The organism is Kribbella orskensis, assembly GCF_004342085.1.
GTDB classification, from domain to species: domain Bacteria; phylum Actinomycetota; class Actinomycetes; order Propionibacteriales; family Kribbellaceae; genus Kribbella; species Kribbella orskensis.
This window is the reverse complement of sequence record NZ_SLWM01000018.1, coordinates 100,507-118,409: the sequence shown is the minus strand read 5'-3', so window position 1 is coordinate 118,409 and position 17,903 is coordinate 100,507. Positions and strand designations below refer to the sequence as shown.

Here is a 17,903-nt window from a genome sequence, read left to right as displayed (position 1 = left end):
TGTCAGCTCGCCTCGATGAAGTCGGTGACCGCGTCCGCGACCAGCTGGACGGCGATCGCGCTCAGTAGCAGACCGGCGATCCGGGTGACCAGGAGCACGCCGTTCTCCCCGAGGATGCGCATGATCACGCCGGAGAAGCGCAGCGTCAGCCACATCACCAGGTGGATCAGCACGATGCCGATCGAGATCGCGACCACGTCCGGCAGCGAGCCGTCCGCGCGCTGCACGAACACCATCGTGGCGACGATCGCGCCCGGGCCGGCCAGCAGCGGAGTACCGAGCGGGACAAAGGCGATGTTCACGTTCTTAGTCTGGACCGGGTCCTCCGCGGTGTCGGTCAGCAACTGCAACGCGATCAGCAGGAGCAGCAGACCACCCGCGGCCTGCAGAGCAGGCAGGGTGATGCCGAGATGGCTCAGGATCTGCTGGCCGAAGGCGGCGAACACCACGATCACGCCGAACGCGACCAGCACCGCCTGCCAGGCGGCCTTCTTCCGGACCGCCCGGGACTGTCCGGCCGTCAGCGAGATGAACACCGGCACGGTGCCCGGCGGGTCCATGATCACGAACAGTGTGACGAAGACCGAGCTGAGCAGCGACAGGTTGATGACGTCGTTCACGGCAGGTAGGCCTCGGGCACGTTCGCCGAGCTGGCCGCGGCGTTGAGCTTCGCGACCTCGAGGAGGCGGGCGAACTGCTCGGGCTCGGTGGTGTTCACACCGAGGTCGTGGTCGATCTTGCCGATCCCGTGGTGGTCGCTGGAGCCGGTGTAGATGATGCCGAGCTCGTTGGCGATCCCGCGCAGCGCGACCCGGGACTCCGGCGAGTGGTCCTGGTGGTCGACCTCGATCCCGGCCAGGCCGTGCTCGGCGACCAGCCGGGCGATCATCTCCTCGGTCATCACCTTGTAGCTGGAGCGACCCCACGGGTGCGCGATCACCGGGACTCCCCCGGCCGCGCGGACGATGTCGATCGCCCGGCCCGGCTCGATCGCGTAGTGCGAGACGTGCCCGGGGCGGCCGTCGGCCAGGAACCGGTCGAACGCCTCGCCGCGGCTCGCGACGGTGCCGTTGGCGACCAGCGCGTCCGCGACGTGCGGGCGGCCGACGGACGGGGTCCCGGTCGCCTGGGCGAGCACCTCGTCGACAGTCAGGGCGACGCCCATCCCGTTCAGCCGGGCCACGATCGACGGGATCCGGTCGGTGCGGCCGTCACGGACGGTGGCGAGCTCGACAGCGAGCGGCTGGTAGGACGGGTCGAGGAGGTAGCCGAGCAGGTGCACGCTGATGCCGTTCAGCTTGCAGGAGATCTCGATCCCGGGCACGAAGCCGATCCCGAGCTCCTCGGCGGCTCGCCGACCCTCGCCCCAGCCGTCGGCCGTGTCGTGATCGGTGAGCGCGATCACGTCCAGGCCGTCCCGCTTCGCGTGCGCGATCAGGACGTCGACCGGGTCGGTGCCGTCCGAGCGGTTCGAGTGGGTGTGCAGGTCGATGAGCACGAGTGATCGGGATCCCTTCTCTGGACATCTGTCAGCGCTGATGCTATCCGTGCGCACCTCCGGTCCTTATCGTTCTCCACATGGATGTGGACCGCGTCGACTGTGTCGGAGCTCTCGTGTACGACGAACAGCACCGCCTGCTGGTCGTCCAGCGGGCCAACGAGCCGGGCCGTGGGCTCTGGTCGCTGCCGGGCGGCCGGGTCGAGCCCGGCGAGGACGATCCGACCGCGGTGGCCCGCGAAGTGGCGGAGGAGACCGGGCTCGAGGTGATGGTCGGGCGGTTCGTCGGCGAGGTCGAGCGCGACGGCCCGAACGGCAAGCTCTACGTGATCCGCGACTACCAGGCGGCCCAGGTCGGCGGTGTCCTGGCGGCCGGTGACGACGCCTCGGACGCCCGCTTCGTCAACCGCGACGAGTTCCACAACCTCCCCACCGCCACCCTCCTCGCCTCCACCCTCGCGCAGTGGAACGCGCTACCCGGCTGAGCAAATGAGTCGTGCGGGCGGTCGGTCGGCGGGAGACTGCGGGGATGGACGACGCTGAACTGGCGCAGGCGACCGAGCACAACCCGGCCGAACTGGTGCGGGCGATCGAGGAGAACGCGGCAGAGCTGTTGATGGCGATGGGCGCGGCCGGCGGTGGTCGGCAGCGGGACGAAGCCGGCGTTCGTTGGACGATCGGTGGATCGCCGATCGACTACCACAACGCCATAGTCGCGGCCGATCTCACCGCCCAGACCGCGGACGCGGTGATCGCGGAATCGCTGCACGAGTTGAAGAACAACAACGTCCCCGGCAGCTGGCACGTCGGCCCCTCGATGCGCCCGGCTGATCTAGGCGAGCGCTTGCTAGCGGCCGGCTTCACCCACGGCGGCAGCGAGCCAGGCATGGCCATCCCCCTGGCCGAACTCACCGACCCCGCCCAACTCGCCGGCCCCGCTGAACCCGTCGATTCCGCTCGTACGACGGGGCTGCGGGTCGAGCGGGTGCGGACGGAGGAGGAGCTCGGGGTCTGGGTGGAGACGTTGGGTCGGGGCTTCGGGGAAGGGGTCAGGGAGGCCCGCTGGGTTGGTGAGGTCTATCGGCGCCTCGGTCTCGGGGATCCGTGGCGGCACTACCTCGGTTGGCTCGACGGAGAACCGGTGGCGACGACCACGATCTACCTCGCCGCCGGAGTCGCCGGCGTCTACTTCGTGATGACCATCCCCGAGGCGCGGCGACGCGGGATCGGCACCGCGATCACCCGCGCCGCCCTCGAGGACGCCCGCGACACCGACCACACCGTCACCACCGGCAGCACCGGCGTCCGGTACGGCGTACTGGGGTCGTCGCCGGCGGGACGCTCCGTGTACGCGCGGCTCGGGTTCCGCGAGTACTGCACGATCGACCTCTACGAGTGGTCCCCGACTCGGACCGACTGATCGGCGGGCGCGACCGGGACGGACTGAGCGGCCGGTGCGACCGGGACCGGCTGAGCGGCGAGTGCTCCCTGCGTGGGCTGAGCGGCGGGTGTGGCCGGGCGCTCGCGCAGGAGGGCGACCGCGGCGATGGCGACGATCACGGCGGTGAGGCCGTGGATGCCCCAGGGCGGTGGCTACCGAACCGCCGTGGGTGAGCACGGCGACCATGTCGACGATCGGGATGATCGCGGCCAGGCCCATCACCACGCCGGTTTTAGCGACGCTAGCATTGCCGACGCTAGGATGTCTAGCAGTGCTAGAGTCAGAGCCATGCCAGTCCAGGAGCGGAAACAGAAGGCTCGTGAGCAGCGCAGCCAGTTGATCGTCAGCGCGGCCCGCGAGCTGGCCGAAGCCGAGGGTTGGGACGCGGTGACGACCCGCAAGCTCGCCGACCGGGTCGAGTACAGCCAGCCCGTTCTCTACAGCCACTTCAAGAACATGGACGCCATCGCCGCCGCGGTCGCGCTCGAAGGTTTCGGAGAGCTGGCGACTGCTCTGGCGGAGGCCCGGACGGCTGCAAAAGCCGCGGCCAGAGCTGGAGAGAGATCAGCTTCGGAGGGGCTGCGCGCGGTGGCTGAGGCCTATCTCGACTTCGCGGGCGAGCACCCCGCGCTCTATCAGGCGATGTTCGTGCGACCGACCGAACTGACCTTCGCCACCGGAGAGGTGCCTGCAAGCCTGCAGGAGGCATTCGGTGCGATCCGCGGGACAGTCGAGCCATTCGCCCGGCACGGAGCAGACGGCGAGAGCCTCACCGAAGTGTTCTGGAGTTCGCTACACGGCCTGGCAACGCTGCAGGCAGGAGGACGTCTGCGGCCGAAGCAGCAGCAGGAGCGGGTGGAGATCCTGGTGGACCTGATCGCGGGTTAGCTGTTCCAGCGCTGTTGGTGGGCCTTGGCGAGGTTGGTCGTGGGTTAGCTGTTCCACTTGAGGATTGCTGGGGAGCCTCGTTCCCAGCCGAGGGTGGAGATGGTGGCTGTGTTGAGGACGAAGTGACGGCCCTCGGTGACTTCTAGTTCCAGCCAGCGGGCGGTGAGGCCGCGGAGGGCGTGGGAGTGGCCGAAGACCAGGACGTCGCCGTCGACCGCCGCGATCCGGGCGACGACGCGGTCGAGGCGGGTGGTCACCTTGGCGGGGGTTTCGCCGCTGGGCACTGGGAAGTCCCAAACAGTCCAGCCGGGCACCGTCTCGCGGATCTCCGCTGTCGTCACGCCTTCGTAGTCGCCGTAGTTCCACTCGACCAGGTCCTCGTCGACGACAGCGTCCGGGAAGCCGGCCAGCTCGGCAGTCCGGCGCGCCCGTTGGCGGGGGCTGGTGAGCACCAGGTCGAACTGGTTGTCGGCCAGCCTGTCCTTCAACGACGCGGCCGTCCGCTCACCGTCCCCGGTCAGCGGCAGATCGGTCCAGGAGGTGTGCTTGCCGGACTTGCTCCATTCGGTCTCGCCGTGGCGGACCAGCCAGAGCTGGTCCTCGCGTTCCGCTGACAGTCCGTGGGTGGTCACGGTTTCATCGTCGCAGATCGTGGCCGAAGGTGCGCGAGCCCTTGACCGATCGGGTCCGGACAGGGCAGGGTCGCAAACTGTAAGCGCTTCCATTCTGACCGGAAAGGACCGCCCGATGCCCTCCGGACCGACCGGCAGGCCCGCGACGATCTACGACGTCGCGGCGCTGGCGAAGCTGTCGATCGCGACGGTTTCGCGTGTCCTGCAAGGGACCGGTCCGGTGTCGGCGAAGGCACGAGCCCGGGTCGACCAGGCGGCGCACGAGCTGAACTACGTGCCCCTGCGAGCCGCCCGAAGCCTCGCGGTGCAACGTCACGAGGCGCACGGGCTCGTGCTGCCCGACCTGGCCGGCCCGTTCTACGGCGACCTGCTGATGGGGTACGAGCGCTGGGCCGGTGAGCACGGCCAGAGCGTGATCCTGACCGTCACGCACGGGAACCCCGAACCCCAGCGGAGCCTGCGCGACCTGGCCGGCCGGGTCGACGGGATCGTTGTCCATGGCAACGCTCTGGACCTGCCCGCGGTGCTCGACCTGCGCCGCGCGAACGTGCCGGTGGTGCTGGTCGCCCATCCCCCGGTGACCGGCTGTGACTCGATCCGGAGCGAGAGCGCCACCAGCGCGGAGCAACTCACCAGCCGGTTGCTCGACCACGGGCGGACCAACCTGCTCTTTGTCGGCGACCCCGCCAGCTCGTACGACGTGTCCGAGCGCTATGCCGGCTTCTCGGCAGCCTTGAAGGCGCACAAGCTCAAGGTGCCGGAGCCCGAGCGGGTCCCGCTGACCGAGGAAGCTGGAGCAGCCTTCGCCACGAAGTTGCTAGACGCAACCAAAGTCGGAGGCAAAGGCCGGCCGGATGGGCTGGTTTGTGCCAACGACGAGCTGGCGTTGGCGGTGTTGAAGGCGCTGGCGAAGGGCGGCGTCGCAGTACCGGGGGACATCGTGGTGACGGGGTGGGATGACGTGATGGCGGCTCGGTATGTGTCGCCAGGACTCAGCACCGTGCGGCAGCCGATGGCCGAGCTCGGCCGGCTGGCCGCCCAGAGACTGCACGAACGCATCACCGGGGAACGCACCCGGGCCAGGAACGACGTTCTGGCGACACAGCTTGTGCTGCGCGAGAGCTGCGGCACAGGACCGGGGGAAGCAGAGACAACGGCAACAAGAACCGGTTGAGGAGAAAGCATGATCACCCAGACCACCCGACGGCGCCGACTGGTGAGCGGCGGCGCGGCCGTCCTGGCCACCGCGCTCGCGCTGAGCGGCTGTGGCCGTTCCGAGGAGTCCCCCGACGCGGCACCGCAGGCCTCCACCAGCGTCGACACTGGCCCGGCGACCGGTGAGATCACCGTCTGGGCGATGGGCACCGAGGGCGAGAACCTGCCCCAGCTGACCAAGGAGTTCGAGCAGGCCAACCCCGGCGTCAAGGTGAAGATCACCCCGATCCCGTGGGACGCCGCGCACAACAAGTTCACCACCGCGATCACCGCCAAGTCGACGCCCGACGCGGCCATGGTCGGCACCACCTGGATGGGCGAGTTCGCGGACCTCGGGGCGCTCGACCCGACCCCGTCCGGCATCGACACGTCCGGCTTCTTCGAGGGCGCGAACGAGACCACCAAGGTGGGCGACACCAACTACGGCGTCCCGTGGTACGTCGAGACGCGGCTGGTGTACTACCGCAAGGACCTGGCCGCCAAGGCCGGGATCACCACGCCCCCGACCGACTGGGACGGCCTGAAGGCGATGGCCAGGGCGATGCAGGACAAGGCCGGCGCGCAGTACGGGATCAATCTGCAGCCGGGTGGCACAGGCTCCTGGCAGACCGTGATGCCGTTCTCCTGGTCCGCGGGCGCCGCGATCACCGGTGAGGACCAGAAGGAGTTCACCTTCGACACCCCGGAGATGCAGGAGGGGCTGAAGTACTACCAGAGCTTCTTCACCGACAAGCTGGCCGGCACCGACCTGCCGCCGAACCAGACCGAGGCGCAGTTCGTCAGCGGCAAGGTGCCGATGTTCATCTCCGGTCCGTGGATGGCGGGTTCGATCGCCAAGCTCGGCGGCGAGAAGATCAAGCCGAACATCGGCGTCTTCCAGCTGCCGAAGAACAAGACCGCGACCTCCTTCGTCGGCGGCAGCAACTTCGTCGTGTTCAAGGACAGCAAGAACAAGGACAGCGCCTGGAAGCTGGTCAAGTGGCTGTCCGACGCGAAGACCCAGGCCAGCTGGTTCAAGCTGTCCACCGACCTGCCCGCGGTGAAGAGCGCGTGGGAGGACCCGAGCATCGCCTCGGACCCGCTGCTGCCGGTCTTCGGCAAGCAGCTCGAGGACGCCAAGGCGCCGCCCGCGATCGTGAACTGGGAGCAGGTCGCGACCGCCTTCGACGCCGAGGTGGAGAAGATGGTCAAGGCCGGCCAGTCCCCCGCCGACACCGCCAAGGCGATCCAGACCAAGGCCACGGCGATCGGGACCGGCGGCTGATCGTCGATGTCGTCCGCCACTCTGCAGGAACCGGCCGGGCGCACTCGCCCGGCCGGTCCCCCGGCCCCGCGGTCGCGCAGTCGCTCGGTCAACCGCCAGACCGCCGCGGCCTGGCTGCTGGCGCTGCCGTTCGTCGCGCTCTTCCTCGCCTTCACCGCCGGGCCGGTGCTCGGTTCGCTCGCGATGAGCTTCACCGACATGAAGCAGCGCGACCTGCGCACCCCGTTCGCGGTGAACGGGGTCGGGATCGACAACTACGTGAAGGCGCTGTCGGACGAGACCTTCCGCAAGGCCGCGTTCAACACGGCGTACTTCGTCATCGTCGGGGTGCCGCTGACTCTCATCGCCGCGCTGGCGGCGGCGGTCCTGCTGGACCGGGGCGTGAAGAAGTTCCAGAGCCTGTTCAAGGTCGCGTACTACCTGCCGGTGATCACGTCGATCGTCGCGATCGCGGTGATCTGGCGGTTCGTGCTGGCGCCTGACTCCGGGCTGCTGAACACGGTGCTGTCCTGGGTCGGCATCGACGGGCCGAACTGGCTGGCGTCGAAGACCTGGGCGATGCCGTCGCTGATCGTGATGGCGATGTGGCGCAACTTCGGCGCCGCGATGATCATCTTCCTGGCCGGGCTGCAGGGCATCCCGCACACCGTCGAGGAGGCCGGGCAGATCGACGGGGCGAGCTCCTGGCAGCGGTTCCGGTACCTGATCCTGCCGCTGCTGCGACCGACCATCCTGTTCACCAGCGTCACCACCGGGATCGGCTACCTGCAGTTCTTCGAGGAGCCGCTGGTGATGACGCAGGGCGGTCCGCTGAACTCGACCATCTCGGTGTCGATGTACACGTACCAGCAGTTCGGCTTCGGCAACTACGGGCTTGCCACCTCGATGAGCTACATCCTGTTCGTCGTCATCGCCGTGGTCACCTTCATCCAGTTCCGGCTGCTGAGGGAGAAGTGATGCGCCGCACCTGGTGGATCTACCTGATCGCCGTCCTCGGCCTGATCGCCGTGGCGGCACCGTTCGCCTGGATGTTCCTCGGCAGCTTCAAGACCCAGGGCGAACTGCTCCGGGTCCCGCCGACCTGGTTGCCCGAGGCGCCTACCTCACAGAACTACGACGACCTGTTCAGCAAGGCGAACTTCCCGCAGTACTTCGTCAACTCGGCGATCGTCGCGATCGCGGTGACCGCGGGCAACCTGATCTTCTGCTCGATGGTCGGCTACTCGCTGGCCAAGTTGCGGTTCCGCGGCCGGAACGCGCTGTTCGTGCTGGTGCTGGCCACCCTGATGATCCCGGGCGTCGTCACGTTCGTGCCGCTGTTCGTGCTCGTCACCAACGCCGGGCTGGCGAACAGCTACCCGGGCCTGATCCTGCCGTTCCTGGTGTCGCCGTTCGGCGTCTTCCTGATGCGGCAGTTCTTCTCCGGGCTGCCGGACGACCTGATGGACGCCGGCCGGGTGGACGGCACCAGCGAGCTGGGCATCTTCGCGCGGATCATGCTCCCGCTGACCAGGCCTGCCCTGGCCACCCTCGGCATCCTCACCTTCCTCGGCTCCTGGAACAACTTCCTCTGGCCGCTGGTGATCGCCCAGACCGAGGAGATGTACACCCTGCCCGTCGCCCTGGCGCTGTACTCGACCGGACAGAACGCGCAGAACTACGGCCTGTTGATGGCCGGCGCGGTCGTGGTCGTCGTACCGGTGCTGGTGATCTTCCTGGTCTTCCAGCGCCACGTCACGCGAGGCATCGCCATCACCGGACTCAAGTAGCCGGTACCGGACTCAAATTGACTCCTGGAGGCTCAGATGACCGCCAACATCAGCCGACGCACACTATTAGCCGCAACCGGATCCGCCGCCCTGATCGGTACCACGACCGCCGCCACCGCCTCGTACGCCGGAACTCCCGATCCGGGGGTTCTGCTGAAGGGCGGGTGGAAGCCGAGCCGGCAGGAGAAGGCGCTGGTCGGCCGCTGGGCCCGGGACACCTGGCGCAGCCTGGTTGCGATGACGGACGAGCACACCGGCCTGCCCGCCGACAACATCGGGGAATCGGTCACGAACCCGGTGCGCAGCAACTACACCTCGCCGACCAACATCGGCGGCTACCTCTGGAGCACAGTGGTCGCCCGCCGGCTCGGCATCATCTCGCCGCAGGAGTCGCTGCGCCGGATCACCCAGACGCTCACCACGATGTCCCGGGTGGACCACCACGACCCGAGCGGCATGTACTTCAACTGGTACGACGAGGCCACTGGTGAGGTCCGCAAGGTCGACCCGGACGGCACCAGGGCGATCACGCCGTTCGTCTCCAGCGTCGACAACGGGTGGTTCGCGGCCGCTCTGATGGTGGTCCGCAACGCCGAGCCGCGGGCCCGCCACCTGGCCGACTCGCTGCTGGACAAGATGAACTTCGCCTACTACTACAACCCCGACGCCCGGCCCGGGGTCGGTGCGGGACTGATGCGCGGCGGCTTCTTCGAGACCCCGCCGCCGGACGAGGAGACCGACAAGGGCAACCACGCCGGTACCGGTCCGGACGTGTACTACCGCAAGTTCCACTACGACACCTGCAACACCGAGGCCCGGATCGCGCCGTACATCGGCATCGCCCGCGGCGAGGTCCCGCCGGAGCAGTACTTCGCCACCTACCGGACCTTCCCGGAGACCTGCGACTGGTCCTGGGTCGAGCAGAAGCCCGTCGGCGTGCACCGGACCTACCTGGGCATCGACGTGTTCGAGGGCGCCTACACCTACCGCGGGATGCGGCTGGTGCCGTCGTGGGGTGGCGACATGTTCGAGTCGCTGATGCCCGACCTGTTCATCCCCGAGTCGAGCTGGGCTCCCCGGAGCTGGGGGATCAACCACCCGCTCACCGTGCGCGCGCACATCGAGCACGGGCTGGACGACGCGAAGTACGGGTACTGGGGCTTCTCCCCCGCGAGCAACCCGCGCGGCGGGTACTCCGTGTACGGCGTCGACGCGATCGGGATGGACCCGGGTGGGTACCCCTCCGACCTGGAGGCGACCAACTACGACATCGGCTTCGAGGGTTGCCGCGAGGGCACGAACCCGAACCCGACCTTCGGCGACGGAGTGGTCACGCCGCACGCCGCCTTCCTGGCCATGCAGTACGCGCCGCAGCAGGCGATCCAGAACCTGGCCGGGATCGAGTCGAAGCTGCACGCGTACGGCGGTGGCGGGTTCTTCGACTCGGTGGCGGTGAAGTCCGGGTTGATCGCGCGCCGCTACCTGTCGCTGGATCAGGCGATGGTGATGGGCGCCATCGGCAACGTCTTCGGCGACGACGTGATCCGGCGCAACTTCAGCGTCGGCGACGTCGCCCGGCACGTCCGCCCGCTGATCGCGATGGAGCAGTTCTCCGCCGGCCTCGACTGATCCCCCCTCAAAATCCCGTTGCGTCCGAAGAAGTGCGGGGACGTCTCAACACTTCTTCGGACGCAACGCAACGACCTGGAGCCTTCTGTATGCAGAGCGACGCTAAGACCGACTGGGACGAGCGGATCTCGGTCCGCAGCGACGAGACCCGTGAGCTGCGGTTCCCGGACCTCGATCCGCCGGCGGAGGTGACGGCCGTCGGCGGGGTCGGGCAGGTGACGATCGACTGGACACCGGTCCGGGGAGCCGTGGGTTACCTGATCCTGCGCGGTACGGACGACGCGTCGCTCGAGCCCGTGGACCACCACAGCGGGGACGTCCTGTCGGTACCGGCGCCGCCGTATGTCGACACCACCGGCACGCCCGGCACCGAGTACAGGTATGCGGTGGCGAGCGTTCCTGAGGTGACCACGCACGGCCGTCCCAGTGCTTCGGTGGCTGCCAAGGCATTGGTTGCCGACGGCAAGGTGCCGGACGTGCGGGTGCTAGTCGATGCCGTTGCGGATGGCACCGAGCTGCACCGGCTGTGGGCGCCGATGATCGGCAGCGAACGGCTCAGTCAGCTGCTCTGCAAGGAGCTCAGCGGCGGCCGGGAGATCGGCGTCGAGCTCGAGCAGGCATTGCGCCGGATGCACGACGAGATCGGCGTCCGGACGGTCCGCGCGCACGCGATCTTCCACGACGACACCCGGGTCTACACCGAACGCGACGGCGAACCCGTCTACGACTTCACCGTGGTGGACGCGATCTACGACAAGCTGCTCGGGATCGGGCTGCGGCCGGTGGTCGAGCTCGGGTTCATGCCGCGGGACCTGGCGTCCGACCCGAAGAAGACCGTCTTCGAGTACGGCGCGATCATCTCGCCGCCGCACTCCTGGGACCGCTGGGGCGAACTGGTCCATCGGCTCGTCTCGCATCTGGTCGACCGCTACGGCCTCGACGAGGTGCTCGACTGGGACTTCGAGGTGTGGAACGAGGCCAACCTCGAGGTCTTCTGGTCCGGCACGAAGGCCGAGTGGATGCGCCTGTACGACGTGACCGCCGCCGCGGTGAAGGCCGTCGACCACCGGCTGGCCGTTGGCGGGCCGTCCTCCGCGGCGGCCGGGTGGGTCGACGATCTGCTCGCGCACGCCGCCGCTGTCGGATCACCGGTGGACTTCGTCTCCACCCACACCTACGGAAGCCCGCCCCTCGACGTACAGGCGTCGCTGGATCGGTACGGGTTCAGTGATGCGCGGATCCTGTGGACGGAGTGGGGCGTCACCCCGACGCACTTCAACCCGATCAACGACTCGGTCTTCTCAGGGGTCTTCCTGCTGCGCGGGATGCGCTCGGCGGCCGGGCGGGTGGACGCCCTTGCCTACTGGGTCGCCTCCGACCATTTCGAGGAACTCGGCCGACCACCTCGCCTGCTGCACGGCGGCTTCGGTCTGCAGACCGTGGGCGGACTCCCCAAGCCCCGGTTTCATGCCCTCTCGCTGCTCAACCGCCTCGGGTCGGACGAGCTCCCGGTGTCCATCGAGGGTGATGGCGGCGGCAGCCTGATCGAGGCCTGGGCATCCCGCGACCGCGACCGGATCGCCGTGCTCCTGTGGAACCTGACCCTCGACCAGACCAAGGCGGACGGATCCGCCGACCTCACCCGCACGGTGAAGCTGGCACTCCCCGGCCTGGACCCGAGCTGGCAGGTGACAGCCACCTCCTTGACGCCTGGCCTCCGCGCTGACGAAGGCTCGGGTGATCTGGCAGCGGAAGCGGCCGCCCTCGAGGTCGGCGACTGGCCGACCGAGGAGCAGTGGGTGGAACTGGCCGGGCTCAGCAAGCTCAGGACGGAGCCACTGGCTCGTGACGGCGACGAGGTCACCTTGACGCTGACGATGCCGTCCGCAGTACTGATCGAGGTGCGGCCGGCTCACTGACGATACTTCGAGGGTCCGTCCGATCAGTCGGTCGACGCGGCCGGCGTGGGCCGGCCCGGCTGGTCGCCGCCGCGCGCCTCGAGGTAGGAGTTCTTCGGGACCATCACCTTGCGCTTGAAGAGGCAGACGACGGTGCCGTCCTGCTTGTAGCCCTTGGTCTCCACGTAGACGACGCCCCGGTCGTCCTTGGACTTCGACTCCCACTTGTCCAGCACGGTGGTCTCGCCGTAGATGGTGTCACCGTGGAAGGTGGGGGCGATGTGGCGCAGCGACTCGATCTCCAGGTTGGCGATCGCCTTGCCGCTCACGTCGGGGACCGACATGCCGAGCAGGATCGAGTAGATGTAGTTGCCCACCACAACGTTCTTGCCGAACTGGGTAGTCTGCTCGGCGTAGTTCGCGTCCAGGTGCAGCGGATGGTGGTTCATGGTGAGCAGGCAGAACAGGTGGTCGTCCGACTCGGTGACCGTCTTGCCGGGCCAGTGCTTGTAGACGGCACCGACCTCGAACTCCTCGTAGCTGCGCCCGAACTGCATCCCGGCTCCTTCCGATCCGCCCCGTCCGGACCCATGCTGCCGAATCCGGGCCCGTCACGGCAGTACCTCGCCGCGTGGTCTACCTCTCAACCGCCCAGCAGGCACCGCGGGTCGAGACGCACGTCACCCGGAGGTGCCACCACCGATGTGGGGCACTCCGGGAGTTCATCGGCCGCGCCGCTAGTTGGACTGCTCCGGCAGGCGTGGGGCTACCTCGCCCTTGAGTGCGAGCTTGGCGAGGTGGTTCCGGGCCTCCTCGGCGAACTTGAAGTCGCACAGTACGTCGTACGTGGTGGCCACCACGGAGGTCCGCGAGGTGAAGTCGCGGCTGCCGCGCAGCTGACCGTAGCCGATCGCGCCGAACGCCATCCCGAACAGTCCGCCCAGCACCAGGCCGGTCAGCAGGGCGGCCAGCCAACCGCCGTCGGGGGCGAAGATGCCGAGCAGCACGCCGACGAACAGGCCGAACCAGGCGCCACTGGCCAGACCGGCGGTGAGCGCCCGCCCCCAGGTCAGCCGGCCGGTGATCTTCTCGACCTGGCGAAGGTTGTTGCCGACGATGGTCGTGTGCTCGACCGGGAACTTCTCGTCCGAGAGGTAGTCGACCGCTCGCTGCGCCTCTCGGTACGTGTCGTAGGTCCCGATCGTCAGACCGGTCGGCCGGGGGTCCATCGAGGGCATGCCCTGGGTGGTCATCGTCGTTCCTCTCCACTTGCTTCCAACCCCATCATTGCCGACGGCTGGTGACGGCACATTGATAGCCTCGCCGTGATGGCCGGGCGGAGGTGGGACATGGGCGCGACACGCCGGGTCGGACGTGTCTTCGCCCGGCGTTCCCAGACCGGTCCGGCGCCGGTCGATCTGGTCGGCAGCGGCAAGCTCGACGGCAGTCTGATCGACTGGGCGTACTACCGCGACGGCCACCGCGACCACCAGATCGGCTCGTACGTCGAGGCGCTGCAGCGGGCCCGCCGGGGCGAGGGATTCGTCTGGATCGGCCTGTTCGAGCCGAACGCGCTGCAACTGGAGCTGATCGGCCGGCAGTTCGGCCTGCACCCGCTGGCCGTCGAGGACGCCACCGAGGCCCACCAGCGCCCGAAGCTCGAGCGGTACGGCGACGACAGCCTGTTCGCCGTACTCAAGACCGTCCGGTACGTCCCGCACGACGACCTCACCGCAACCAGCGAGGTGGTGGAGTCCGGCGAGGTGATGGTCTTCTGCGGCCCGGGGTTCGTGATCACCGTGCGGCACGGCGACCACGGCGAGCTGTCCGGCCTGCGGCAACAGCTCGAGCAGCATGCGAAGCGGCTCAGGTCCGGGCCGGGTGGTGTCCTGCACGCCATCGCCGACCACGTGGTGGACCGCTACCTGGAGGTCGCACAGGCAGTCCAGAACGACATCGACCAGATCGAGATCGAGATCTTCAGCCCGCGCGGCTGGCGCAACATCGAGCGGGTCTACCAGCTCAAGCGCGAGGTGCTGGAACTGAAGCGGGCGGTGGCTCCGCTGACCGGGCCGATGCGGGCCCTGTCCACCCAGGAGCACTCGCTGATCACCGAGGAGACCAGGAACTACTTCCGCGACGTCGACGACCACCTGCTGCGGGTGAAGGAGCAGGTGATCTCGTTCGACGAGCTGCTCAGCTCGATCCTGCAGGCCGGACTGGCCCAGGTGCAGGTGTCGGAGAACGAGGACATGCGGCGGATCTCGGCCTGGGTCGCGATCATCGCCGTACCGACCCTGATCGCCGGGATCTACGGGATGAACTTCGAGAACATGCCCGAGACGAAGTGGAAGTACGGCTACTTCATCGTGCTCGGGGTGATGGCGCTGGCCTGCAGCGGCCTCTACCGGCTGTTCAAGCGCAACCGCTGGCTCTGAGTCCGACTCGCCCGGGGCGACCCGAACGGTTGTGCCGCGTCCGCGCCGACCGGTTCAATGCCACCATCGCGTACGGTCAGCAGCCCGCCACAGTCTGCGACCGGCGGATTCGGGATGTCAAGGCGCTGGCGGAACACCCGGCCGTCGGTGCCGATCAGCTGAGCTTGTAGTCCTCGAGGAGGCGGCGGCCGATGATCATCCGCTGGATGTCGGCCGTGCCCTCGCCGATGAGCAGCATCGGGGCCTCTCGGTAGAGGCGCTCGATCTCGTACTCCTTGGAGAAGCCGTAGCCGCCGTGGATCCGGAACGAGTCCTCGACCACCTGTGAGCAGTACTCGCTGGCCAGGTACTTCGCGACGCCGGCCTCGAAGTCGTTGCGGGAGCCGGCGTCCTTCTTCCGGGCCGCCTTCACCATCAGCTCATGCGCGGCCTCGACCTTGACCGCCATGTCGGCCAGCCGGAACAGCACCGCCTGGTGGTCGGCGATCTTCTTGCCGAAGGTCTCCCGCTGCTGCGCATAGGAGATGCCGAGCTCGAACGCGCGCCGGGCCACCCCGCAGCCGCGCGCGGCCACGTTCACCCGGCCGACCTCGACGCCGTCCATCATCTGGTAGAAGCCCTTGCCCGGCTGGCCGCCGAGGATCTGGCCGGCGTCGATCCGGTAGCCGTCGAAGATCAGCTCGGTGGTGTCGACCCCCTTGTAGCCCATCTTCTCGATCTTGCCGGGCACGGTCAGGCCCTTGTCCACCTCGCCGAAACCCGGCTCCTTCTCGACCAGGAAGGTGGTCATGTTCTTGTAGACCGAGTCGTTGCCCTCGTCGGTCTTCACCAGTACCGCGACCAGGTTGGCCGTGCCACCGTTCGTCAGCCACATCTTCTGGCCGTTGATGGTGTAGCTGTCACCGTCCTTCACGGCCTTGGTCTTGATCGCGGCGACGTCGGAGCCGCAGCCGGGCTCGGACATCGAGAACGCGCCGCGCACCTCGCCGGTCGCCATCCGCGGCAGGTACCGCTGCTTCTGCTCGTCGGTGCCGTGCTGCAGCAGCATGTATGCGACGATGAAGTGGGTGTTGATGATGCCGGACACACTCATCCAGCCGCGGGCGATCTCCTCGACGCAGAGCGCGTAGGTGAGCAGCGACTCCCCCAGCCCGCCGTACTCCTCCGGGATCATCAGGCCGAACAGCCCGAGCTCCTTGAGGCCCTCGACGATCTCGGTCGGGTACTCGTCCTTGTGCTCCAGCTCGGTGGCGACCGGCAGGATCTCGGACTCGACGAAGGAGCGGACCGTCTTCAGGATCTCCTCCTGGATGTCGGTGAGTCCCTCGGTCTGCTGCAACCTGCTCATCTGCGCTGCTCCTTCCGTCGCCCACGACGCTTACTCGTGAGTATCGCGGGTCCCAGCATCGCGGTACCGACCCGACACCCGCTGTGACACCGGCCACCCCCACACCGTCGCCTGCCTCACGCCGCAGCCAGTACTGCGCTGCGGCGCCCGGCTACTCGCCCGAGTTACGGCTGTCCCCGTCGCCCACGGGAAGGGTTCGGCCGATGCTCGCGAACAGGGCGGCGATCTGCGGGGTGCCCTGCCAGCGGTGCTGCCGCTCGGCCGCAGTCAGGCGCATCCGGGCCGACTGGAACTGCCTGACGGCTTCCTGCTCGTTTCCCTCGGCCAGCGCGTCCGCCGCCTGGTCGAGGTCCTTCGCCGCCTCCTTCACGGCCCGGCTCCCCCGGCCGTCCTGCGCACTCTCGCGCACCAGCCGGGCAAGCGTGCGCAGAGACTGCGGGCTGGCGGTCTGCGGTTCAGACGGCTTCTTGGTGGGAGTCGGCTTCGGAGTGGGCTTCTTCGACGGGGTGTTGCTCGGCGTCGGCTTCGGCTTGGCCACCGGCTCCACCGTGGCCGATGGCGTCGCCGCCGGCGGGCCGGCCTCGGCCGTGTCGTTGGAGACCCCTTGGCGGAGTAGGGCCGCGATCACCACACCCGCCAGCAGTACTCCGGCCGCCAGGAGCACCTTGGGGAAGGGCAAACCCCTGGTGGCGCGTCGGTGCGAGGCCGGCTCGGGCGCGACCTCGTACTCGTCGTCGTCAGCCGGCTCGAACCCGAGCCGCGCCAGCCCGTCGCCAGGCTCCCCGCCACCCGCCGACTCGGCGGCTCCGGGCCTCGCCCCCGCAGCGGCGGCCGGCAGGAGCGGCAGCACCCGGGTGCCGTCATCCACCGGCGCGACCATCGTCGGCTGGCTGTTGAGGAATTCCGTCACGGCAGCAACCGATGCCGGCCGGGCCGCGGGGTCCTTGGCCAGCAGCCGCATCACCAGTTCAGCGAGTCCCCCAGGCACATCGGGACGCCGTACGGCGATCGGTACCGGGGTGGCGTCCAGGTGCTGGCGCAGCACGCTCTCCACGTCGTCGGCGGCGACGAACGGCGGCCGGCCCCCGAGCAGTTCGTACAGGACACAGCCCAGCGCGTACCAGTCGCTGGCAGGCGTGGCTGTCTGGCCACGGACCTGCTCGGGCGCGACATACGAAGCAGTGCCGAGCAGTACTGCGCTGCCGGGTCCTTCCAGACCTGCTGCCTCGGCAATGCCGAAGTCGGTGATCTTGAGCGTGCCGTCAGGCGCCAGCAGGAGGTTGCCCGGCTTGACGTCCCGGTGCACGATCCCCGCGGCGTGAGCGGCGTCCAGCGCCCGAGCACCCTGCAGAGCGATATCGCCGACCAGCTTGCTGGACGGGAGGCCCTCCTTGCGGAGCAACTGCGCGAGGTCGGGGCCGTTCACCAGTTCCATCACCAGGAACACCTGGCCGGCCGCGGTCCCCACGTCGTACGTGCCGACCACGTTCGGGTGGGTCAGCCGGGCCGCCGCACGGGCCTCCGTGCGGAATCGCTCGGCGGCGTCCATCGGGTCGCCTTCCATCCGGCGCAGCAGTTTCACCGCCACCGGCCGGGCCAGAACCTGGTCCTCGGCCCGCCACACCTCGCCCGCTCCGCCGTGCCCCAGTGGGGACAACAACCGGTAGCGCCCTGCGAGTACCTCGCCGTTCACACCAACACCCCACTACGCCTCAGCTACGGCCGGATCGCCGCCGCTACCTTAGGCGGCCACGCCGAGGAGAGCGAGTGCGCGCGGAATTCCTTCAGCCTCCTCTGAGGCAACGGCGCCGCTGGGCGGGCGCAGCGTCCGCTATCCGAATGCCGCCGTCGCCGGACCCGTGCTGAGCCGGAGTACGTACATT

General features: G+C 68.5%; 17 protein-coding genes. 10 read left to right on the top strand and 7 right to left on the bottom strand.

Annotated features, from left to right (window positions below):
- Positions 1-2 precede the first annotated feature (2 nt).
- Positions 3-620, bottom strand: a complete 618-nt coding sequence (locus EV644_RS33510; protein ID WP_132193567.1) for a MarC family protein — start codon at positions 618-620, stop codon at positions 3-5.
- The gene (locus EV644_RS33505; RefSeq protein WP_132193565.1) at positions 617-1,498 is read right to left on the bottom strand and encodes a PHP domain-containing protein; all 882 of its coding nucleotides are present in this window, start codon (positions 1,496-1,498) and stop codon (positions 617-619) included. The genes EV644_RS33510 and EV644_RS33505 overlap by 4 nt, the downstream gene beginning before the upstream one ends.
- An 80-nt stretch (positions 1,499-1,578) precedes the next feature.
- Here EV644_RS33505 and EV644_RS33500 point away from each other — a divergent pair, with 80 nt between their 5' ends.
- From EV644_RS33500 to EV644_RS33490, 3 genes are all read left to right on the top strand, one after another.
- Complete coding sequence (locus tag EV644_RS33500) at positions 1,579-1,983, top strand: NUDIX domain-containing protein (RefSeq protein WP_132193563.1); 405 nt, start codon at positions 1,579-1,581, stop codon at positions 1,981-1,983.
- Between the two features lie 44 nt (positions 1,984-2,027).
- Positions 2,028-2,918 (top strand): GNAT family N-acetyltransferase, encoded by an 891-nt coding sequence (locus tag EV644_RS33495; protein WP_132193561.1) that lies wholly within the window; start codon positions 2,028-2,030, stop codon positions 2,916-2,918.
- A 126-nt stretch (positions 2,919-3,044) separates the two neighbouring features.
- Positions 3,045-3,827, top strand: coding sequence for a TetR/AcrR family transcriptional regulator (locus EV644_RS33490; RefSeq protein WP_241999126.1), 783 nt, complete (start codon positions 3,045-3,047; stop codon positions 3,825-3,827).
- Between the two features lie 44 nt (positions 3,828-3,871).
- On the opposite strand, the gene EV644_RS33485 is transcribed toward EV644_RS33490, so the two are convergent.
- Positions 3,872-4,459 carry a histidine phosphatase family protein gene (locus EV644_RS33485; protein ID WP_241999125.1) on the bottom strand — a complete coding sequence of 196 codons (588 nt, stop codon included), beginning with the start codon at positions 4,457-4,459 and terminating at the stop codon, positions 3,872-3,874.
- 115 nt (positions 4,460-4,574) lie between these two features.
- Between EV644_RS33485 and EV644_RS33480 the strand changes: the two genes are divergently transcribed.
- The 6 genes from EV644_RS33480 to EV644_RS33455 all read left to right on the top strand — a co-directional run bounded on the left by EV644_RS33480 (position 4,575) and on the right by EV644_RS33455 (position 12,255).
- Positions 4,575-5,633, top strand: a complete 1,059-nt coding sequence (locus EV644_RS33480) for a LacI family DNA-binding transcriptional regulator (protein ID WP_132193557.1) — start codon at positions 4,575-4,577, stop codon at positions 5,631-5,633.
- A gap of 9 nt (positions 5,634-5,642) precedes the next feature.
- A complete protein-coding gene (locus EV644_RS33475; protein ID WP_132193555.1) occupies positions 5,643-6,938 on the top strand; it encodes a sugar ABC transporter substrate-binding protein in 1,296 nt (431 codons plus the stop codon).
- A 6-nt stretch (positions 6,939-6,944) separates the two neighbouring features.
- Positions 6,945-7,895 carry a carbohydrate ABC transporter permease gene (locus tag EV644_RS33470; RefSeq protein WP_241999124.1) on the top strand — a complete coding sequence of 317 codons (951 nt, stop codon included), beginning with the start codon at positions 6,945-6,947 and terminating at the stop codon, positions 7,893-7,895.
- Positions 7,895-8,707, top strand: coding sequence for a carbohydrate ABC transporter permease (locus EV644_RS33465; RefSeq protein ID WP_132193553.1), 813 nt, complete (start codon positions 7,895-7,897; stop codon positions 8,705-8,707). The genes EV644_RS33470 and EV644_RS33465 overlap by 1 nt, the downstream gene beginning before the upstream one ends.
- 36 nt (positions 8,708-8,743) lie before the next feature.
- Positions 8,744-10,336 carry a glucoamylase family protein gene (locus EV644_RS33460; RefSeq protein WP_132193551.1) on the top strand — a complete coding sequence of 531 codons (1,593 nt, stop codon included), beginning with the start codon at positions 8,744-8,746 and terminating at the stop codon, positions 10,334-10,336.
- Between the two features lie 89 nt (positions 10,337-10,425).
- Positions 10,426-12,255: a GH39 family glycosyl hydrolase gene (locus tag EV644_RS33455; protein WP_132193549.1), complete on the top strand. Its 1,830-nt coding sequence runs from the start codon at positions 10,426-10,428 to the stop codon at positions 12,253-12,255.
- A 23-nt stretch (positions 12,256-12,278) separates the two neighbouring features.
- On the opposite strand, the gene EV644_RS33450 is transcribed toward EV644_RS33455, so the two are convergent.
- The gene (locus EV644_RS33450) at positions 12,279-12,791 is read right to left on the bottom strand and encodes a MaoC family dehydratase (protein ID WP_132193547.1); all 513 of its coding nucleotides are present in this window, start codon (positions 12,789-12,791) and stop codon (positions 12,279-12,281) included.
- A 180-nt stretch (positions 12,792-12,971) separates the two neighbouring features.
- Complete coding sequence (locus EV644_RS33445; protein ID WP_132193545.1) at positions 12,972-13,487, bottom strand: YflT domain-containing protein; 516 nt, start codon at positions 13,485-13,487, stop codon at positions 12,972-12,974.
- A gap of 96 nt (positions 13,488-13,583) precedes the next feature.
- Between EV644_RS33445 and EV644_RS33440 the strand changes: the two genes are divergently transcribed.
- Positions 13,584-14,672, top strand: coding sequence for a magnesium and cobalt transport protein CorA (locus tag EV644_RS33440; protein WP_199240134.1), 1,089 nt, complete (start codon positions 13,584-13,586; stop codon positions 14,670-14,672).
- Between the two features lie 154 nt (positions 14,673-14,826).
- On the opposite strand, the gene EV644_RS33435 is transcribed toward EV644_RS33440, so the two are convergent.
- Both EV644_RS33435 and EV644_RS33430 read right to left on the bottom strand, forming a co-directional pair.
- Positions 14,827-16,020 carry an acyl-CoA dehydrogenase family protein gene (locus EV644_RS33435; RefSeq protein WP_132193541.1) on the bottom strand — a complete coding sequence of 398 codons (1,194 nt, stop codon included), beginning with the start codon at positions 16,018-16,020 and terminating at the stop codon, positions 14,827-14,829.
- Between the two features lie 151 nt (positions 16,021-16,171).
- Positions 16,172-17,713, bottom strand: a complete 1,542-nt coding sequence (locus EV644_RS33430; protein ID WP_132193539.1) for a serine/threonine-protein kinase — start codon at positions 17,711-17,713, stop codon at positions 16,172-16,174.
- Between the last annotated feature and the right edge of the window lie 190 nt (positions 17,714-17,903).